The sequence below is a fragment of the Levyella massiliensis genome (assembly GCF_000308275.2).
In the GTDB taxonomy this organism is placed as follows: Bacteria; Bacillota; Clostridia; order Tissierellales; family Peptoniphilaceae; genus Murdochiella; species Murdochiella massiliensis_A.
Window position 1 is genome coordinate 309287 of the sequence record NZ_HG529490.1, and the last position, 20809, is coordinate 330095.

At 50.0% G+C, this 20809-nt stretch carries 16 protein-coding genes; 15 read left to right on the forward strand and 1 reads right to left on the reverse strand.

From position 1 onward, the window contains the following. The first annotated feature begins 144 nt into the window (after positions 1–144). From BN98_RS01440 to BN98_RS01450, 3 genes are read left to right on the forward strand one after another with little or no spacing between them, the layout of a single operon-like run. Complete coding sequence (locus BN98_RS01440; RefSeq protein ID WP_019190101.1) at positions 145–1104, forward strand: ROK family glucokinase; 960 nt, start codon at positions 145–147, stop codon at positions 1102–1104. Then, positions 1104–4571: a PD-(D/E)XK nuclease family protein gene (locus BN98_RS01445; protein ID WP_019190100.1), complete on the forward strand. Its 3468-nt coding sequence runs from the start codon at positions 1104–1106 to the stop codon at positions 4569–4571. Before BN98_RS01440 ends, BN98_RS01445 begins: the two co-directional genes overlap by 1 nt. Further along, positions 4568–8107 (forward strand): UvrD-helicase domain-containing protein, encoded by a 3540-nt coding sequence (locus BN98_RS01450; protein ID WP_019190099.1) that lies wholly within the window; start codon positions 4568–4570, stop codon positions 8105–8107. The genes BN98_RS01445 and BN98_RS01450 overlap by 4 nt, the downstream gene beginning before the upstream one ends. A gap of 47 nt (positions 8108–8154) precedes the next feature. Here BN98_RS01450 and ymfI read toward each other — a convergent pair whose 3' ends face one another. Beyond that, entirely contained in the window at positions 8155–8895 is a 741-nt protein-coding gene (ymfI, locus tag BN98_RS01455; RefSeq protein WP_019190098.1) for an elongation factor P 5-aminopentanone reductase, read from the reverse strand. Between the two features lie 144 nt (positions 8896–9039). On the opposite strand from ymfI, the gene BN98_RS08545 reads away from it, so the two are divergent. The 12 genes from BN98_RS08545 (at position 9040) to BN98_RS01515 (ending at position 20748) form a co-directional block, all read left to right on the forward strand. Next, a complete protein-coding gene (locus BN98_RS08545) occupies positions 9040–9891 on the forward strand; it encodes a DnaJ domain-containing protein (RefSeq protein ID WP_019190097.1) in 852 nt (283 codons plus the stop codon). Positions 9892–10065: 174 nt separating this feature from the next. Next, positions 10066–10386: a hypothetical protein gene (locus BN98_RS01465; RefSeq protein WP_019190096.1), complete on the forward strand. Its 321-nt coding sequence runs from the start codon at positions 10066–10068 to the stop codon at positions 10384–10386. Then, positions 10370–11401 carry a V-type ATPase subunit gene (locus tag BN98_RS01470; protein ID WP_019190095.1) on the forward strand — a complete coding sequence of 344 codons (1032 nt, stop codon included), beginning with the start codon at positions 10370–10372 and terminating at the stop codon, positions 11399–11401. The genes BN98_RS01465 and BN98_RS01470 overlap by 17 nt, the downstream gene beginning before the upstream one ends. Before the next feature lie 10 nt (positions 11402–11411). Then, positions 11412–13355: a V-type ATP synthase subunit I gene (locus BN98_RS01475; protein WP_019190094.1), complete on the forward strand. Its 1944-nt coding sequence runs from the start codon at positions 11412–11414 to the stop codon at positions 13353–13355. Positions 13356–13367: 12 nt separating this feature from the next. After that, entirely contained in the window at positions 13368–13793 is a 426-nt protein-coding gene (locus BN98_RS01480) for an ATP synthase subunit C (protein WP_019190093.1), read from the forward strand. A gap of 9 nt (positions 13794–13802) precedes the next feature. Beyond that, a complete protein-coding gene (locus BN98_RS01485) occupies positions 13803–14054 on the forward strand; it encodes a V-type ATP synthase subunit F (RefSeq protein ID WP_019190092.1) in 252 nt (83 codons plus the stop codon). A gap of 2 nt (positions 14055–14056) precedes the next feature. Then, on the forward strand, positions 14057–14704 hold the full coding sequence (locus BN98_RS01490; protein ID WP_040942500.1) for a V-type ATP synthase subunit E: 648 nt from the start codon (positions 14057–14059) through the stop codon (positions 14702–14704). Next, positions 14697–16484, forward strand: a complete 1788-nt coding sequence (locus BN98_RS01495; RefSeq protein ID WP_019190090.1) for a V-type ATP synthase subunit A — start codon at positions 14697–14699, stop codon at positions 16482–16484. Before BN98_RS01490 ends, BN98_RS01495 begins: the two co-directional genes overlap by 8 nt. After that, positions 16481–17848, forward strand: a complete 1368-nt coding sequence (locus tag BN98_RS01500; RefSeq protein WP_019190089.1) for a V-type ATP synthase subunit B — start codon at positions 16481–16483, stop codon at positions 17846–17848. Before BN98_RS01495 ends, BN98_RS01500 begins: the two co-directional genes overlap by 4 nt. A gap of 3 nt (positions 17849–17851) precedes the next feature. Then, on the forward strand, positions 17852–18484 hold the full coding sequence (locus BN98_RS01505; protein WP_019190088.1) for a V-type ATP synthase subunit D: 633 nt from the start codon (positions 17852–17854) through the stop codon (positions 18482–18484). Between the two features lie 800 nt (positions 18485–19284). After that, on the forward strand, positions 19285–19596 hold the full coding sequence (locus tag BN98_RS01510; RefSeq protein ID WP_019190087.1) for a DUF2599 domain-containing protein: 312 nt from the start codon (positions 19285–19287) through the stop codon (positions 19594–19596). Positions 19597–19728: 132 nt separating this feature from the next. Then, positions 19729–20748, forward strand: coding sequence for an asparaginase (locus tag BN98_RS01515; protein ID WP_019190086.1), 1020 nt, complete (start codon positions 19729–19731; stop codon positions 20746–20748). The last annotated feature ends 61 nt before the right edge of the window (positions 20749–20809 follow it).

Here is a 20809-nt window from a genome sequence, read left to right on the forward strand (position 1 = left end):
TTAAACACACGTGTATCGTCATTGATATAAAAAATACCTATTACATGCTCCTATTTTGTTTGGACGAGGAAAGCGATTGGTGGGCGAGAACGACACCATCATGATAAAATAGAGAAGACTTGACAGATCCTTAAGGAGGCGCGCATGAAGGCATATATTGGCATAGATTTGGGCGGAACGACGGCAAAGTTTGGCTTATTTGATGAAAAAGGAAAACTCTGTAAGTCTGTTTCCATACCCACGGGAAAAGCAAAAGCGCAAGATACGCTGATTCACGAGATGGCTGTACGGATTCGCAGTTTTCTAAAAGAAGAGGGCTATACGGAAGAAGCGTTGGCCGGGATCGGCATTGGTGTGCCGGGTCCGGTGATGAACCATTCACTCGTGAACGGTTGCGTCAATCTGAGCTGGGGGCTGGTGCCTCTCGTAGATCTCTTTAGGGAGCAGGAAGGATTTACTTGTCCCATTGTTGTGGAAAATGATGCGGATGTGGCGGCTCTTGGCGAAGTGTGGCAAGGCGCCGCTTCGGATCGCAATTCCATCGTGTTTATTATTATCGGCACGGGTATCGGCGGGGGAATAATCTTGGACGATCAAATCTTAGCGGGCGTACACGGCGCCGGCGGTGAGATTGGTCACATGCCGATATTGTCGGAGCCTTTTTCTTTCGAATGTGGCTGCGGCGGCCATTATTGCTTGGAGCAAGTCTGCTCGGCGCCCAATATTCTGCGTTACGCCGGTGAACTTCTGGCGCAATCGGATGAGCCATCGTCGTTACGCCCCTATGGTGACAGCTACGACACTCGTGCCATTTTCCGCGGTGCACAAAACGGCGACGCTCTTTGTCAGCGCGTGGTAGAGCACGTCACTGATACGCTGGGGCGGGGCTTAGCGGTTTTAAGCGCCACCCTGGATCCCGAATGCTTTGTCATTGGCGGCGGCGTGAGCAATGCCGGCGATACGCTGCTCGAGCCGCTTCGCATTGCGTATCGCAAATATGCCTTTTTTGCCACACGGGAAACGCCCATTGTTCAGGCAAAACTTGGCAATAAAGCGGGTATGATCGGCGCAGCACGCCTCGTCTTTCCTGCGGAGGAAGCGTAATGCTCAATCTTTACGCCTCACGTGTCCCGATGGAGGCTTGGTATGCGTTAACCGATGCCATTCGGCAAAGCATTGCTGCCGGAAGACACGCCTATTTAGTGGTGCCTTCGCAATTTACGGTGGAAGCGGAGCAGGCTCTTTTTGCTGCGCTGGACACGCCGATTCTGATGAAAGCGCAGGTTAAAAGTTTTCGTTCTTTAGTTCGCGATATTTTGCAGGAAGGCAGTGGTCTGCGCACGCCGGTGTTAACCGAAGAAGGCCGCCGCATGCTGGTGCGCTCGCTGTTGGAATCCAAAAAAGAGGAACGAGAGGTTTTTACCGCAGGGACGATCGGCACGCAATTGGTGGATGATTTTGTACGCCAGATGCAGGAATGGAAAGAGTACGGCATTGATAGTCAACGCCTGCAGGCGCAAGCGGAGAAAGCGCCGGAAAATCATCGCACGCGCCGTAAATTTGCAGAGATTGCCGCTATTTATGAAGCCTATGAAGAAGCATTAGGCAACATTCGCTTGGATGGCGATGACCAAATGCGTCATGCCTTTGCGCAATTATCGGAAGTTTCGGTATTCGATGGTGTGGATTTTTTCTTTGATCGCTTTCATTCCATGTCAAAGATAGAAGGGGAAGCGCTTGCGGCCTTAGAAAAGACGGGGCATACGCTTCATGTCTCGGTCACCATGGATCCGGGAATGGCGCGCATCATTCTTTCCGCACCGCCGGAAATCGGTGCAGAGACCTTGGAATGGATGCTTTCTGAGAAAACGGATGATGCTGCGGCGTTTTCGTTGAGCACCCGTTTTGTACGTCAACTTGCTGCGATGACATCCGTTACGCTGCGTCCTGTTGCCGCCCGACCCGCTACGCCTTATCAAAAGCAGTCATTACAGGCGGCGCAGGCGGTTTTTGCGTTAAAGACGCCGCCGCATCCTGCTAAAGAGGCTTTGGCTTCGGAAAACAAGAGCCGAGGCATACGCCTTGTGAGCTATCGCAATACCGAGCAGGAAGTGGACGGCTTGGTGGTCGCCATGAAAAAGCTGATGGCAGAAGAAGGGGCGCACTTTAGCGATATCGCTGTCTTTTTAACGGAGCAGACGGAATATGCCTCCATGCTCAAACGCGCCTTCCATAGGGATCGCATTCGCTTTTTCTACGATGAAGTGAAGGAAGTGGCCTATCATCCGCTGCTGCGAACAATTCGTGCTTTGCTCGCCTTAAATCTGAAGGGACCGCGTCCTGAAACGATGCTGGCCTTCTTGAAGGCGGGTCTGTTGGGCGTTGAAGAAGAGGAGATCGAGATCTATCAACGCTTCATTGAAGAACGGCACATTCGCTATGGAATGTTTGAGGAGATTCGTTATTTTACGGCGGATCCCACGCGGCAATTTCGTGATGCTGAGGAAGAAGCGCGCTATCGTCATCCGTATGATGTCGCGCGTCGTGTGAATACCATCGTTTTGGAACGGCTGCACTTTTTCGCAAGACGCATCGAAACGGCGCATCGGGTGAAAGATTTTGCGGCAGCATTGGTAGAAACTCTACGTACGCCGACTACGCAAAATGCCCTCTTTGCTTATGGCGAAACCCTGCAGGCGGAAGGGGAAGAGGAGAGATTGGCCATCCATGAGCGCGTTTGGAGTGCTCTCATGGAACGTTTGGACGAAATGGTCGAACTCTTTGCCGATAAGGAGACGGATCTTGCCTTGTTTGCGGGCCTTTGTGAAGAAGGTCTTGCCGGTATATCGCTGGGGGTCATTCCTCCCTTTAAAGAGCAGGTATTTGTCGGCGATCTGCTCCGTAGCCGTATGCAACCACGTAAATATGTGTTCATACTCGGTATGACGGATGCTTGGCTGCCGGGCATGCATAAAGAGACCGGGCTTTTAAGCGAAGAAGAAAAGGCATTGGTGTTGGAAAAAGGCGAAGCCTTGCCTTCGATGCAACGCTTTGCGGTAGAAGAGGAGCGTCTGAATTTCTATTCTGTCTTGCAGCAAGCAACAGAGCGCCTGACCTTGTCCACGGCGATGCAGGACAGTGCGAATGTGTCAATGACACCCAGCCACTGGCTCTTGCGCATGAAAGAATGTTTGGGCCTTGTGCTATCCGTGCAGGATACTTTCAGCTTTCCGGAGATCCTGTATTCTCGCGGGCTCTTACTGAAGCGCTTGCCTGCATTGTTGCGAGAAGAAGATACTTCTCCTGCCGTGCGCCGTTTTGCCGAACGCGTTTTAAGCCATATGAAAGCTTTGCCCGCCTATCGCGAGCTGGCAGAAACACTGGAACGGGAAGGCGCAGAATCTCCGGAGCGTCCGCTCTTGCCGCAAGAGATTACCCTCGCCCTTTATCCTTCGGAGACGATTAGTGCCTCACAATTGGAATGCTTTGCGGCATGCCCGTATCAATATTTTGTTCGCTATGGTTTGCGTGCAAAAGAAAGCGAGGATCTATCCATTCAGGCATTGGATATCGGGAGCATTTTGCATGCGGCTGTGGACCAATGGACGACGTTGTTGCCGGGCTATCTGGAACAGGGAAAACTTCCCGACTTTGCCGCGTCGGAAGCGGTGCTTCTTCAAGCCGGCGACGCATCGATACAAGCCTTCTTGGACGCTGTAAAGCGCAACGATCCGAAAAATGCATTTATGTTGGATTTAGCTAAAGAAACCATGCGGGAAACCCATGCCCGTCTGCTTTCGCATTTGGCAAAGAGTAAGATTTGCCGCGTGGATCACGAATATTCCTTTGGCCCGGGCCGAAACTTACCGGGTATTGTTCTGGCCGAATCTCCGCGATCGGTACTGCTAGAGGGGCGCATGGATCGTGTGGACACCATTCGAGAAAACGCACAACGCTATGTAGAAGTCATCGACTACAAAACAGGGAAGACGAGTTTTGACTTAACGGCCATGATGAGCGGCACTCGTCTTCAGCTGCCGCTCTATCTCAAAGCTGCCTCCCAAAATGGAAAACCGCTAGGAGCCTTTTATTTCCCCGTGCATGCGCCCGCCCCTTCGGAAGAAAAGGAGGGCGACGGGGAGACGCTGCTGTGGCCGAAGGAATTAAAGCTTAGCGGATTTATGAGTCGCGTCCCGGTAGGCGAAGCGTTGGATGAACGCTTGGCCGAGAGTGCTGCGGCGTCCGTCTATCAATTTAACGGCAACGGAAAGGATTGGACGAAGAGAGAGAATGTGCTCACGCAGACGGAAATGGAACGTTTATTGCAGGAATCGGTCGAGAAAGCACAAAAACTGACAGCGTCTCGTGAGAGCGGCTATATTTCTGCCCATCCGGTATATTGGAAGATTTCCGATTCTTCAAGACATTCAGGATGTCACTATTGTCCCTATGCGGCGATTTGTCGCTTTGAACGGCTGCGGCAATTTGGAGCCCAGCGTATCCTTCCATCGACGGATTGGAAAAGTTGGAAGGCGCAACAAGAAACGGAGCCGAAAGGAGGCGAGGCATGAATTTCACAGACGAACAGAAAAAAGCGTTGGAATTAACGCCCGCCAATCGTATCGTGTCGGCACAGGCGGGCGCCGGAAAGACCGGAGTATTGGTTGAACGCATTTTGCGTGAAATTACCATTCATCACATCGGTCTGGATCAAATGCTGGTTGTCACCTTTACCAAAAAAGCAGCTGGTGAGATGCGCAGTCGTATCCGTGAGGCACTGCAGCAGCGGCTATCCGATGGAAACAGTGATCCGGTCTGGATTTTTCGCCAGCTCAATCTCTTAGCGGCGGCCAATATTCAAACGCTGCATGCGTTCTGCCTGGAAGTGTTGCAGCGTCACTTTGACCTTTTGGATCGCGATCCGGGACTCCATATTTTATCCGGCCGACAATTGGAAGGGCTGCAGGAAGAGGCCATGGAAAACGTGTTGCGCGCGGCGTATCAGGGGACCATTTTATCGGAGGCAGACTCTTTTTCGGTATCGGCGGCATCGTTGCATGATTTTTTGGCATGTTATATGGATACGAATCGTCGTGACGACCAGGCCTTGCAAGATCTCATAAAACAGTGGGATGGCCTGGCCGATGCTTCTGCCGATCCAAAACAGTGGATGCAAAAGAACGTGGAAGGGGTAACCGAGAAAGCCACCATTCAAAAAATCATGGACGGCATTCGCGATGCGCTTATCATCGCGCCGGCTCTTTCCGTGGAGAGACAGCTGCGTCGGATGGAAGCATTACCTTGGAAGGAAGTGCCGGAGTTTCTTGCGCAGTTTTTCTATCGGGAGTGTGCTCAATTGCGTGCCACCCTATTTGAAGCCATGGAGGGGGAGAAGGGGCCACTTACCTTAACTGAAGAACAACGGGAAGCGTTGATGGATCGCTTGTCCCGAGGCGTAGCATTCCGCTTTGAGACACAACCGACGGTAACCGAAAAACGTGACGGCGCGCAGGCAGTGCGCGTCAAAGAAGTATTTCGAAAGCAGCGTGAGGCTTTAAAAAACGATTTTAAGGCATTACTGGAAGGGCTGGAGCAATGGGATTGGGATGCCATTACCCGAGAACAGGAGCTTTTGCAGGAACGCTTGCGTCCGCTTGCTTTTCTAGCCACACAGTATCGACATCGCTTACAAGCGCTAAAACGTGATGCCAATGGGATGGATTTTAACGATGTCGAACACGAACTAATCCGTTTACTCCAAAATCCGGAAGTGGTGCAGTCGTTAAAGGAGCAATACCAACGCATCTTCTTTGATGAATATCAGGACGCGAATGCCATTCAAGAACAAATTGTCGAGACGTTAGCAGGCGAGGACAATTTATTTTTCGTCGGCGATGTCAAACAATCCATATACGGTTTTCGCCAGGCCTTGCCGGAAAACTTTGTGCAGCGCTTCAATCGCTATGAAGCCTCCGACAGAGAGCAAGCCCTTAACTTGACGACCAATTTCCGTAGCGACAGTCGTATTTTGGATTTTGTGAATCGGATTTTTACGCCCTTGATGACGCAACAGCGCGGCGGTGTGACATATGATTCATCGGGGCATCGGGCGCAGGCTTCGGCAGAGCATGAGGGAAAAGGCGAGGTTACGCTCTGCGTTTTGGAGGATGTGCGTGAAAAAGAGGATGATGCGGAACCGAAAAGTGCATTGGATGAAATTTCTTCCGAACCGTTCTATGTGGCGCATCAGATCGTAGAGCATGTGAAGGCGGGCGGTCAGTACCGCGATTGTGTGGTGCTGGCACGTACGAACCTTCGCATGCCGGAATACGAGCAGGTATTTCGACGCTTTGGTATTCCGTATTTTCAGGACGCATCGGCGTCAGAAGAGGAAACGCTCGAGTTGCAACTGGCCAAAAATCTGTTATGTTTTCTGGATAATCGTCGCTATGATATTCCGCTGCTGTCTGTTTTGTTATCACAAATGGGCGGCTTTTCAGAGGAAGAACTGGCGCAAATGCGTGCGGCATATCCGGATGGTGCTTTCCATGAAGCTTTTCTTTCTGAAACGTCGTTCGTCTCCGAGGCATTGCAGGCGAAGCGAGATCGCTTTTTGGCGAAACGCAACGCATGGCGGCAGCGCTATACGGAAATGCCGCTCTCGGAATGGATGACGTTTCTTTTCGAGGAGAGCGGCTTATTCGCGTATTTGACCACGCTTCCGGATGGCGAGATGCGTTTGCAAAACGTGTTAGCCCTCATACGTTTAGCGGAAGACTATGAAAGCCGGGAAGGCGGCGATCTGACAGGCTTTTTGAAGGAGGCGTTGCGCCCTGCCGGCAATGGCGAAGATACGTTACCGTCCGTACCGTTGTCGGAAGAAGACAATGTCGTTCGCCTGATGACGATTCACAAGGCGAAGGGGTTACAATTTTCGGTGGTGTTCTTAGTGGATTTGGCGAAAAAATTCAATGAAACCGTGAAGAAAAAGGCACTGGTATCGGATCCCTCATGGGGGACGGCGTTGCAATTGAACTACCGTGCGCCCGAAGGGGGCAGCTGTTTTCGCAAAAAGACAACCTATCAAAACCTCATTACCAATGCCATTCTTAACAAAGAGCGCGCGGAAGAAGTGCGCATCCTCTATGTGGCACTGACACGAGCCGTGCATCGCTTATATTTGGTGGGACACGTTACGAATATAGAGAAAGCAAAACCGGAAGTGCCGGACGTAGAGGCATTTCTAGAAAAAAGCAATACAGTGTTGGACTGGACGTTGGGAATTCTTTCAGCAAGTGCCGAGGAGCTCTCGTCGCAGGAAGGATTGGAGATTCTTTTTGCGCAAGGCGAAGACTATCGCACGTTGCCGGCGCTCTCTGATACGGCACTCGATCGCGAGAACGGAGGGGCTCTTGATATCGATGCGATTTTGCAGGCGTCTGATCTCAAGGAAGAAACAACGCCGTTGCCATTAAAAATGACGGTTTCACAACTCTCCGGGAAAAATCAAATCTTAGATCCGCATTTTGAAGATTGGCCGTGGTATGGCGGTGCGCTGACAAAGACAGAGACGAGCACGACGGAAAGCGTCGAGCATATGCCACTTCCTGTTTTTCTGCAGGGAAAGGTTGAAACTGATCCGGCTACCATAGGCACGTTGTTGCATCGTGCGCTGCAAAATTTACCGTTAAAAAAGTATACGGAAGAAACCATGAAACAAGCACTGGACGCGATGGAATCGCGTGCGCTCTTTACAGAGCAGGAGCGATCCCTGCTTGAGGAAGCGCTCTTATTGCGCTTTTTTGAAAGTTCTTTGGGACAAGCAGTAATTGCCCATGAGAAAAACGTGGTGAGGGAGCATAGCTTTACGATGCGCTTACCTTATGAAGAAAGTGAAATTGCCGTGGACGGGCAGATTGATTTATTTGTCGATCTGCCGGACGGCATGATTTTAGTGGACTTTAAATCGGATCGCCATCCGAATCCCGAGCGATACCGCAAGCAATTGGCGCTTTATGCGCGGGCGTTGCAACTAGCGTATCACAAGCCGGTTAAGGCAGCGTATCTCTATTGGATTCGGCATGGCACAGCGGATCGTTTACAGTAGGAACTTTGCAGCAGGAAGGCACGCCGACTCGGCAAGCCTTCCTCGAATCAGTGGATTTCCATGCCGCCGTTAATGCCGAGGATCTGTCCGGTTACGGCATCAGAAGCATCAGAAGCAAAATGCGCCACCCACCGAGCAATTTCCTCCGGCTGTAAGGCACGCCCGAGTGGAATTTCTTCCACGACACTTTGGCAGGTTTCTTCGCCCATGGCGCGCATCATGGCCGTGTCCACAACGCCCGGAGAGACAGCGTTGACCGTAATGCCCGAATAAATAAGCTCTTTAGCAGCGGCTTTCGTGAAGGCGTCCACCGCCCCCTTGGTTGCTGAGTAGAGCACTTCACAGGAAGCGCCCACCTGGCCCCACATGCTGGAAATATTGATGATGCGGCCCCATTTTTGGGAAATCATCGCCGGCAGCGCACGACGGACGCAGTAAAACATGCCGTTGACATTGGTGGCAAATACACGATTCCATTGGTCATCCTCGATTTCTTGTATCAGGCCGTAGACAGCAACGCCTGCGTTATTGACCAGAATATCAATGTTGCCAAAGCGTTGTTCCGCTTTGCAAAAGAGCGCGTTAACTTTATCCGATACCCCGATATCGGCGGAGAGGACCATGGCTTCTGCTCCTTTTGCACGGCACTTGGCAGCCGTTTTTTCGGCAGCTTCCTGATGGCGATGGCAATGCAATACAAGGCGATGCTCCGGTTCGGCAAGCTGCAGGGCACAAGCGCTCCCGATGCCGCCGGAAGCACCGGTGATGAGAATCGTATGTTGTGACATTTTATACTCCTACTGTTTTTTCTGTTTCAGGGGTATGATACCATGAATGGAACGATCGCAAGAACGACATGCTTTTAAAAAGAAGCCGGGATTGCGATTATTGCCGTCAGCGCTAGCGCAAACAGGGCATTGAAGAGGAGAACTATGAAGAAGGTACTCGGTCAACTTTTATATCTGGTGGCAAAAGGCTTGGATCTGCTTTTTTCAGGCTTGATTTTTTTGCTGGAAGAGGCAGTTCGCTTGGTGGAATCGGTTCGTAATATTTTCAGACCCCTGGTGGGATGTCTGGCGACAGCGATATTTTCCATGCCGCTTCTTTTCTTTTATATTCCGATTATTCGCCTGCCTGCCGGCGTCTGGCTCATTATCCTTATATTAGTTATCTTCCCCTTGCTCGGACGAGGCTTTGTATCCATGCTGGAATATGGCAAATATGTTTTCACCGAATATCTCTACGATCTTTCCGATGATTTACGCACCGGACGCAAACCCGGCCGCTCCTTCTCCAGTTACGGCCCCGCCTATCGCCGAAAGCTCTGGGAAAAAGAGGAGAAGAAGCGTCGTGAAGCCCAACAAAAAGAGAAAGAAAAATGGGATCGCATCTTTAATGAATACTTCCGCAATGGCGGATTTTATTACAACGAAAACAGCGGTTACAACCAAAACTCCGGCTATGGTGGCTTCGGCGGCTTCAACCAAAATACCGGCAATGGAGGCTTCGGGGGTTACGGCGGCTATGGCAGCAATGCCGGTGGTTGGGCCGGGCAAAACCCAATGGATCAATTTAAGGAGACCTACGAGAAGAGCTGCAGCGTCCTCGGCGTTTCCACCAATGCCACGGAATACGAAGTCAAGCTCGCCTATCGCAAGCTGGCAAAGAAGTACCATCCCGACGTGAACCCGGATCCTTCAGCCACGAAGAAATTCCAAGATATCAATGCGGCTTATGAGTTCTTATCGCCGGAAAATATGCAACGCTATAAGAAGTACTCGTAAGAAGAGGGCGGCCGTTTGGCCGCTCGTTTTTATGATGGGCAGACAATGATCCATCCATGAATTACGTTCATTCGAACAAGAAAACCTTGTCGATTCCTTTTCTTTATATAAGAAAAGGGGTAGTATGAATTTGCTCGTTCATGAGCACGAAAGATCGTAAAGGAGGGAGGGGCAATGAACGAAACCATTCAAGCCATCCTCGAAATAGACCGTTCGACAAAAAAACTAAAAGAAGATACCGAGCGTATTTTAGAAGAAGAAATGAATAATACGCGATCTGTTATGGCGGATCTTCAGAAGGAATCGAACCGTCAAATGCGAGATGAGGCGGAACAAAAGGTAGAAGCCATTGAACAAAAACGCAAAAAAGAAGAAAGCGACCTTGCGTCAACATCGCAGGATCAGATAGCGATTATCTGGCGCTTTTTTGATGCGCATCGCGAGAAAATGGCAACCGAGTGGTTCCAAAGACTGCGTGATGACGATGGGATCTAGTACGGCATTGGTAGCCAAGGTGCGCGGGCGATTCGGCAAATATTTGAACCCGATTCAACTGCACAACATGGTACAGGAAACGGATACGGCCGGTGTTCTGCGTTGTATTCGTGCGATTGTCGGTCCGGATGCCGGACCTTTTGATGATGTCGTTTCATGTGAAAGGGAATTGGAATCTTGGAAACGTCGAAGGAATGCAGAACTGCTGCACTTCCTAGATACCAAGGAGCGCGACTTCATTCAAAGCTTCTTGGTGCAAGATGAATTGTTGGAATTGCAACGATTCTTGCGTGTTTTGCAGAGACAAAATCACGAAGAGCAGATGAGTTTTGTGTTGCACAGCATTTATGCAAACACGTTAAATCTGACGACGGATACTACGGTTGACGTGCCGGCGTATTTGGCAACATTACAAGATAAGGCGTATTATCGACTGCTGGAACCGATGGTGCTTAATGATACGAAGGCAAAGGATCTGAATTTCGATACCTTGTCGGTGAATAGTGCCCGTTGGTATTATCATCGTCTGCGGGAAGAAGCCAAATCCTTCAGTGGCAACAGAGCCAAAGTGCTTAACGATTTTCTCGGCGTGATGATTGATTTGCGTAATCTGACACGCATTTTTCACGTCAAGAAATTTGTACCGCAGGAAGACGCCTTCTTGCAGCTGCAGATGATAGACGGCGGTAAATCCATTCATGGTAAGGAATTAGATACCTTGGTGGCACAGCCACTGGCGATGTTTTTAGAGCAAATGGAAAAAACGCCGTATCATGCCCTTTTTGAGGGTGGGGAAGTCGAATATTCCTTCTTGCCCATTGCTACGCAGCGCTATCTCTATCATTTTTGTCAGCGCATTTTCCGTACCACCGGCGATGGCTTGCTGGCGGCGCTTTGCTTCATTGTGATGTTGCAGGGACGCATGGCGGAGATTCGACGTATATTGGAAGCCAAGAGTTTAGGATTGAAAGAGGAGCAGATGATACAGTACTTAATCGAATGGAGAACGGAATAGGAGGCGTGCATTGGCAGTTCAAAAAATGAAAATGATGCAGCTGGTTGCGCCCCTGGAGGATCTCGTTCCTGTGGTGATTGCGCTTTTTCGAACCGGTGGCATCCATCTGACGGATGCGGAAAAGATGATTGAAAATTATGCCTTCACCATACCGGTCACCGAAGAGAATATGGCAAAGACGGTGGATGTTTCGACGGTGCGTAATTTTGAGAAGGAAAATTTCACCGGCGAACGTCGCAGGTTAGCACTCAATTATCTACAGCGTAAGCCGCGTGAAATGGGCGATATCTTTGCCCAGAAAAGCCTGACCACCACGTTGACACCGGAACAGGAAGCAGTTCTTGCAGGTTTGACACAGCTGGATCAGCAAATCGAAGAAATTAAAAAGGCACAAAAAGACGCTAAGGTGAACTTAAACCTGCTGCGACTGCTGTCCGCAAATGACATTGAGTATGCGGATCTGGCGGGGTTGGAACAATTTTCCTTTGCCTTTGGTACATTATCGGAAATCGGTCGACGTGCGATTCGCAGCGCTTACGAGAAAATACCGGCAGCCATTTTGCACTTGGGACAAATCTCTAAAGAAGAGCTCTATCTGTTGGTCTATCCCAACAAGGTGGAAAATGAAATTCGTCGTCTGGAAGATCGCTTGAGCATGAAATGCCTGAGTCCGAAATTTCCGAAAGAAAAGAGCAATGAACAAAGCGCTCGTTTCATCGAACAAAAGCTTGCCGAAGGAGAAGCGACGCTGGCGTCCTTGCAGAAGGAAAAGCAGACGCGCATCCATCGCCATGAAAAGGATCTGGAAGGCCTCTATTATGCGGCGTCCCTTGGCGATGCGGTTAATCAGGCGAAGCAGTATTTTGCTCGCGGCAAGGAATACTTCTATGTGACGGGCTGGGTGAGTGATGCGGATGAAGCGGCATTTCGCCAAACCATCTCCGGCTTTAAAGATACCTTTGTTCAGTTTATCGATGAAAAAAATGTGTCGGCAAAAGCGCCGACTCGTTTGCACAACAATGCGCTGGTGCGCCCCTTTGAAGCCATGGTCAACATGTACGGCACGCCAAACTATAACGAATTGGATCCGACCGGTTTCTTTGCCATCACCTACGTGATCCTTTTCGGAGCGATGTTCGGTGATTTCGGACAAGGCGCCATCTTTGCATTGTTGGGGTTGCTTTTAAAGAAAATGCGTCATCCGAATCTGGGCGGCGTTACCTTACGTATGGGACTTGCCAGTATGGCCTTCGGCTTGGCTTACGGCTCCGTCTTCGGCTTGGAAGATGTGATTCCGGCCTTGGTCATCCGCCCGTTTAACAACATCAATACCGTTTTGATTGCGGCTATTGTCTTTGGGGTGGGCTTGTCAAGCGTTGCCTATATTTTGGGCATTGTGAATAAACTACGCATGCATGACGTCCAAGAAGCGCTTTTCGGAAAAGAAGGCCTCTGCGGTTTTGTACTGTATCTTTCCATCTTGTTATTGGTGGTCAATATGGCCGTGAAGCCCATTCTTCCCGCAGGTGTGCTGACGATCATTATTCTCTTGGCCTTGGCGGGGATTCTGTTCCAGCAACCGCTTACCAATTTGCTGATGAAGAAGAGACCGCTTTATAAACAAACTGTTGGCGACTACTATGTAGAAACCGGATTCTCGCTCTTGGAAACGCTCATTTCCATCTTTTCCGGAGCCCTGTCCTTTATCCGTGTGGGCGCTTTTGCCATCAACCACGTAGGATTGTTCATGGCCTTTTCGACCATGGGAAGAATGATGGGCGGTGCCGGTAATATTGCGATGTTGATCATTGGTAATATCGTCATCATCGGATTGGAAGGCCTGATCGTCTTTATCCAGTCCCTGCGTTTGGAATATTACGAGCTGTTTGGAAAGTACTACGTCGGCGATGGTAAACCTTTTGTCGATGCGAAAAAAATGTTGAGTAACCATTAAAGGAGAATTGCTGTGGATATCATTTTAACGTTGTCTACGATCATTGTTGTCTTGACTATTTCTTCCGGTCTGTATCTGCTGTACAAAAATACGGACTCTTCGAAGACAAAACTGAAGAAGGCGCTGCGTTTGAACCTGACTTGTTTTGTTCCGTGCCTGCTCATGGCGATTGTCATGTTCATGCCGTCCACGTCGTTTGCAAGCGGCGCATCGGGTAGTGCCGGAAACGGCTTGGCATACTTGGGCGCCGCCCTTTCCACCGGTATGGCGACCATCGGTACCGGTATTGCAGTAGGCGCCTGCGGTTCTGCTGCTTTGGGCGCTGTTTCGGAAGACCAGTCCATCTTGGGTAAAACCTTGATCTTTGTCGGCTTGGCCGAAGGTATTGCGATTTACGGTTTGATCATCTCCATCATGATCCTCGGCCAGATTGGCTAAGAGGCAGTCATGCACATGAAGCTCATCACCGACAACAAAGAGCTGGCGCTGGGTTCTCGTCTCAGTGGCATCCAAACGCGGGAGATTACGGATCTATCAACGATCGCTTCCGAATGGGAGATGGCCATTGATGATGCAGACTGTGGCGTGCTCTATTTGTCTAAGCATGTGGCGGAAGCCTTAAAGGAAGAAATTACCGCTTTTCGAGCCAAGCATCATCGTCCGCTCGTGGTAGTTTTGCCCGAACAGGAGGAGAATTGATCATGGTTGAGTTACAAAACAAAATTGTTCTGTTTCGCAATATGATCTGGTCGGAGGAAAAGCGTCGCTCGGAACAGATGCTCTATGATTCGACGAAACAGAATACAAAATTGATAGAAGATCGCAAAGCGCGTTTAAAGCACGATGCCGATACGTATGTCAAACAACATACGGACCGTGCGGAGCGTGCCGCGCACGAGAGAGTGGTTGTGCATAAACAGGAAAACCAGCGTATTTTCTTGGAAACGCAGCGTAAATGCCTGGACGCCTTAAATGCCTCCATTCGTCAGAAGTTCACGGATTTCGTACAAACGGATGACTATAAAGAATGGATGAAAAAGCACTTATTGCGTGCACTGAAGGAGTTAGATGTCGCGCAGGTTCACGTTCTTGCGCGTGATATGGACTTGGCGCATTCGATTTGCGGAGACGATATGCCCATCGAGAGCATGCCGGACACGGAAATCGGCGGCTTTGTGCTGGTGGATCGCCAGCAGGCCAAGCGTACACGTCATACCTTTCAGTATCTGATTCAAGCCAATGAATATGAAATCGGACGAGGCCTTAATGAATGGCTGATGAATGGCGTGGTTCAGGAAGCGGCGGCGGCAGATCAGTCTTCCGTAGCGAAAGGAGGACAGCATGAATAACGCCCGAAAAGGAACCATTCGTGCCATTAATGGCCCGGTTATCCGTGGCGTTCATATGACCGGCTTCGGCATTCATGAGATGGTGGAAGTCGGCGAAGATCGTCGATTGGGCGAAATTATTTCGCTGGATGTGGATCATGCCGTGATTCAGGTCTATGAACAAACCGAAGGTTTAAAGGTGGGGGAGTCCATCTATAGCACCGGCGAACCGCTTTCGGTTGTGCTTGGCCCTGGCCTTTTGATGAATATGTATGACGGTATTGAAAGACCGTTGGAACGCATCCATGATGCACATGGCGATTTCATGGCGACCGGTGTAAAGATGCCGGCGCTGGATGCGGAAAAGAAATGGGATGTCACCATGCACATCCATGTCGGCGATACGGTAGCACCCGGCGTCATCTTTGCCACCTGTAAAGAAACGGTGTTAATTGAACATCGCTCCATGGTCCCCGCCGGGGTAGCGGGCAAGGTTACGGAAGTCGTCGAGAACGGCGCCTATACGGTGGAGGACGTGTTAGCCAAGGTCGAAACCGAAGATGGCAATACGGTGGAATTGAAGTTAGCCCAGCGCTGGCCGGTTCGCCGCCCGCGCACGGTGAGCCGTCGCTTGGCAACGAACGATTTGCTTGTCACCGGGCAGCGCGTGTTGGATGTGTTCTTTCCTATCGCGAAAGGCGGTACGGTAGCTATTCCGGGCGGCTTTGGCACGGGAAAAACGATGCTCCAGCATCAGATAGCAAAGTTCTGCGATGCGGATGTGATTGTCTACATTGGCTGCGGCGAACGCGGCAATGAAATGACGGACGTTCTGGATTCCTTCCCGCAACTGGTGGATCCGAACACTGGTGAAAATTTGATGAATCGTACGATTCTGATTGCCAACACCTCGAATATGCCGGTGGCAGCGCGTGAAGCGTCCATCTATACCGGCATCACGATGGCGGAATACTATCGCGACATGGGATATGATGTGGCGTTGATGGCGGACTCTACTTCCCGTTGGGCCGAGGCGTTGCGTGAAATCTCCGGCCGTCTCGAGGAGATGCCGGCAGAGGAAGGCTATCCGGCCTACCTGTCCTCACGAATTGCGCAGTTCTACGAACGGGCGGGTCGCGTGGAAAATTTGAATCATTCTATCGGTTCAGTTACGCTCATCGGCGCTGTATCGCCGGCGGGTGGTGATTTCTCCGAGCCGGTCACCGAAGCAACGAAGCGTTATGTGAAAGTATTCTTAGGATTGGATAAGGAGTTGGCTTATTCCCGTCACTATCCGGCCATCAACTGGATGGACAGCTATTCCGGCTACCTTGATCTTTTGGCCAATGACTACATTGATCGTACGGACGTGGATGTGATGGCACTGCGTCGCAAGATGATGGAGATTTTGCTGGAAGAAAGTAAATTGAACGACATCGTCTCCTTGGTCGGTGCGGATGTCTTGCCGGAAGAACAACGCTTAGTCTTGGATATTGCTCGCATCTTGCGCGTGGGCTATCTGCAACAGAACTCCTTCCATGAGATTGATACGTATGTACCGCTGCAGAAACAGGTGCGTATGTTGCAGGTCATTGATACCCTCTATGAAAACGGCAAAGACCTGTTGGCGCTGCATGCACCTCTTAGTGTGGTTCACGATGATGAGCTGTTCCAACAGGTGACGATGATGAAATACAATGTGCCCAATGACGACTTGTCCGCCATCGATGCGCTGGAAGAGTCCATCGTATCGCATTACGATGCGCTCAAGTTGCAGTATCAGGGGGAGGATGCATCATGAAGATTGAATATATCAAACTGAAGCACCTCGAAAGTGCGATTGTTACCGTGGATAAAGTGCGTGACGTCGGCTATGGTGAAATCGTGACGATTACCTCGGAGGGTAAAACTTATACCGGCGAAGTCATGGCCATTGAAGACGATTTAGCCATGGTCCAGGTTTTCGGCGATACAACGGGCATGACGGTGGATAACGCTGTCGTGACCTTTGAAGGGCGCCCGCTTTCCTTGCCGCTCAATGCCTCGATTTTGGGACGTGTATTTGACGGCCTGGGTAATCCCATCGATGGTGGTGGCGCGGTATTTTCGGACAAGCGCTATAACATCAACGGTTCAGCAATGAACCCGGTGGCGCGTGAATATCCGAAGAACTTTATTCAGACCGGTATCTCTGCCATTGATGGCCTGATGACGATTATCCGCGGCCAGAAATTGCCGATTTTCTCCGGCTCCGGCTTGGATCATGACCGCATTGCAGCGCAAATTATTCGTCAGTCGCAGATTCGCAATACCGATGACGACTTTTGCTTTGTCTTTGGCGCCATCGGCGTGCAGAAGGATGAGGCGGATTTCTTTGAAGAAACCTTCCGTGCGGCCGGCGTGCAGGACAAGGTAGCCAGTTATATCAACTTGGCTGATGATCCGGTAATGGAGCGTTTAATCACCCCGAAATGCGCTTTGACGGCCGCCGAATATCTGGCGTTTGAAGAACATAAGCACGTCTTGGTTTTGTTGACGGATATCACCTCTTACGCTGAAGCTTTGCGCGAGATTTCGAACTTGCGTGAAGAGGTACCGAGTCGTAAAGGCTTCCCGGGCTATCTTTATTCCGATTTGGCCGCCATGTATGAACGCGCCGGCATTTTGCGTTCGGGCGAAGGCTCCATCACGCTGATTCCGATCCTTTCCATGCCAAACGACGATATTACCCACCCGATTCCGGACCTTACGGGCTACATTACAGAAGGGCAGATCGTGCTGTCGCGTGAATTATCACGCCGCGGCATCTATCCTGCCATCGATATTCTGCCGAGCCTTTCGCGTTTGATGAAGGATGGTATCGGGGAAGGTTTCACTCGCGAAGATCATGCCGATGTCATGCGTCAAATCTACGCTTCTTATGCCAAAGCCCAGGAAGTACGCAATCTGGCCCAGATTATCGGCGAAGATGATTTGAGTGACGACGATCGCAAGATTCTCTCCTTTGGCGATGCCTTTGAAGAGCAATTCCTGCGACAGGACTTTACGGAGAATCGCTCCATTGAGCAAACGCTGGATCTCGGCTGGTCCCTGTTCAAACTCCTCCCTGAGAGCGAGCTTTCGCAGATCAGCCCGGAGATGAAAGAAAAGTATTTAAAGCGGTGAGTCATGGCATTCTTTAAGATTACTCCGACCAAAGCCAATTTAATGAAAGTAAAATCCATGCTCGCCCTGATGGAGTCCAGCTACACTCTTTTGGATAAGAAGCGCGTCGTGCTCTTGCGTGCGGCAAACGCAGAATTGAAGAAAAAGAAAGAGCTGGAGGCGGATCTTGCTTCCGTCAGCGATGCGTTTCGTGAGAAATTAAAGCATGCTACGGTTGCCATGGGGCACTATCACTTGGAGTCCATCGCCGCGGGAATGCCTGTCGACGAATCCGTAACCCTCCAGAATCGCTCGTACATGGGCGTGGAAGTGGCACGTCTGCAACACGGCGAAACCACAAAGGATGAAACAGACTTTGATACCGTGCATATTACGTTAGACTTTGCCACCCAAGCAATGCAGGATTTTAAGAACATCCTCTTGGAGCTCGCGTCGGTGACCGATGCCGCCGATCGCTTGCAGCGAGAGATGCTAAAGACGCAGAAGCGTGCCAATGCCCTCGAAAAAGTGCAGATCCCGAAGTACAAGAAATTCCGGGATTTCATTGCTCAATCCCTTGAAGAGAAAGAGCGCGAGGAATTTTTCCGCTTAAAATTGCTGAAAAAGAAGAAGACGCGCAAAAAGGGCAAGGCGTAGAAGAGAGATACTAAGTGAAGAAGCGGAGGGCGGCCTTTGGGCCGCCCTCCGCTTCTTTCTTTGCCGTATGGTGAAACGCCTGATGGCGACTAGGTATATTTTGATATACGCTTTTTACCTAGCCGGAAATCGGAGTCGATCGGCGTGTTGCGACTAGGTATATTTTGATATACGGTTTTTACCTAGCCGAAAATCGGAGCCGATCGTCGTGTCGCGACTAAGTATATTTCCATATACGTTTTTTACCTAGTCGAAAATCGGAGCCGTTCGGCATGCTGCGACTAGGTATATTTCCATATACGTTTTTTACCTAGCCGGAAATTGGAGCCGATCGGCGTGTTGCGACTAGGTATATTTCCATATACGTTTTTTACCTAGTCGAAAATCGGAGCCGTTCGGCATGCCGCGACTAGGTATTTTTCCATATACAGTTTTTACCTAGCCGGAAATCGCCCACGAACGCTCCACAGCAGCTAGGTATTTTTCCATATACAGTTTTTACCTAGTCGAATAGCGCCCATAGGCACCAAAAGCTAACTAGGGTTTTCTGCTATTTTAACTTTTACCTAGCCTGCAGATGCATCATCCGCATAAAGCCGTGCGCTTTCTCATAAAGAAGCATGGCGAGCGCTTTTCTTTCTTAGCAAAAATGCCGCTACTCATTTATCGCTTTGTCGCAGACAAGCAGTATTCCCGGTCAATCTCGCCTTGTTATGCTGTTTCATTGAATTGCTAAGCATTGCCTATTATTTTTTAATTTTCATTCAACTCCTCTATAATGGTTCTGAAGGAGAAAGTAAATGGACACAATTGACAATCAAGCGGCCATCGAAGCCGTTTTTCATACCTATTTTAACGATGGATATTTCGAGTCCCGCAGCGGCGAAATCTGCCTCACGCTGTATCCGAAGCGATGGGCTTGGCTGCCCTCGGACAAACAAAAAGCATGGGATGCGGTTGTTGCAAAATTTTCTGATGACCCGCGTTGGGATCATACGGATGTGATGAAACAGCAATTCTATTGCCATGCGCGCTTTGTGTATCAGCTCTTTGAGCGAGAATGGAATCTTGAACCGTGGCGGACATCTATGGATTTCTTCACTTGCAATTGAGAGTAACGGGTATGCCTATGAAACGGCCCCATAGGTAGATTTTAGCGAGTGAACATCGCAAGAACGATCGAACCTCAACGCTTGTTTGGCGAAATCCATGGTTTAGGTCTTTGGATAGGGAAGGGGGATGGAATGGAAACGAAAGGGAAGAAGAAAAGAATATTGTTGCTGGGAACTGGGGGCACCATCGCTTCGGTACAGACGAAAGACGGATTAACACCCGCTATCAAGGCGGATCAGTTATTGCAATATGTGCCAGAGATTGCTACCAAAGTGGATGTGGATGCAAAGCAGATTTTGAACCTGGATTCCACCAATATTGAAACCTGCCATTGGCTGACGATGGCGAAAACCATTCAACAAAATTACGATGCCTATGACGGTTTTGTACTTTGTCACGGTACGGATACGATGGCGTATTCCTCGGCTGCTCTTTCCTATTTGATTCAGCATTCGTCCAAGCCTATCGTGCTTACCGGATCACAAAAACCGATAAATCTCGACAATACCGATGCGCGTGTCAATTTGCGTGACGCTGTACGCTTTGCGGCCGATTCGCGCGCCCATGATGTCAATGTCGTTTTTGAGGGAAAGGTGATTTGCGGTACGCGCGTACAAAAGGTGCGTACAAAAAGCTACAATGCTTTTGATAGCGTGAATTATCCTTTGCTGGCAGCGATCCAGGAGGAGCGCATCGCTTTTTATATTGATGACAAAGCGCGCCAAAGTGCACCGGTTCATTTTTATTCCACGCTTGATCCTGCTGTTGGCCTGTTTAAGTTGACGCCGTCTCTTGATCCGGTGATGCTCACTGTTTTTGGCCGCTCGTTCCACGCTGTTATCATTGAAGCGTTCGGCGTGGGCGGTTTGCCAACATATCGAGCAGGTGCTTATCGCGATGCCGTCGAAAAGCTGCTGCAGGCAGGTAAAACGATCGTGATGACCACGCAGGTACCGTATGAAGGAAGCGATATGTCCGTCTATGCCGTGGGGCGGGATGTGAAAGAAGATCTTGATCTTTGGGAAGCCTATGATATGTCGCTGCCGTCGGTAGTGACAAAATTGATGTGGATATTGGGTCAAACCGAGGATCCAAAGGAAGCACGAAAACTCTTTCAAACGCCGATTAACCGCGACACGCTGTGGTTTTAAGGGGGAATCCTTTCGTTCTGAATTCTTAATTATGAACCGACTTCAAAAAAACAAGAGGCGG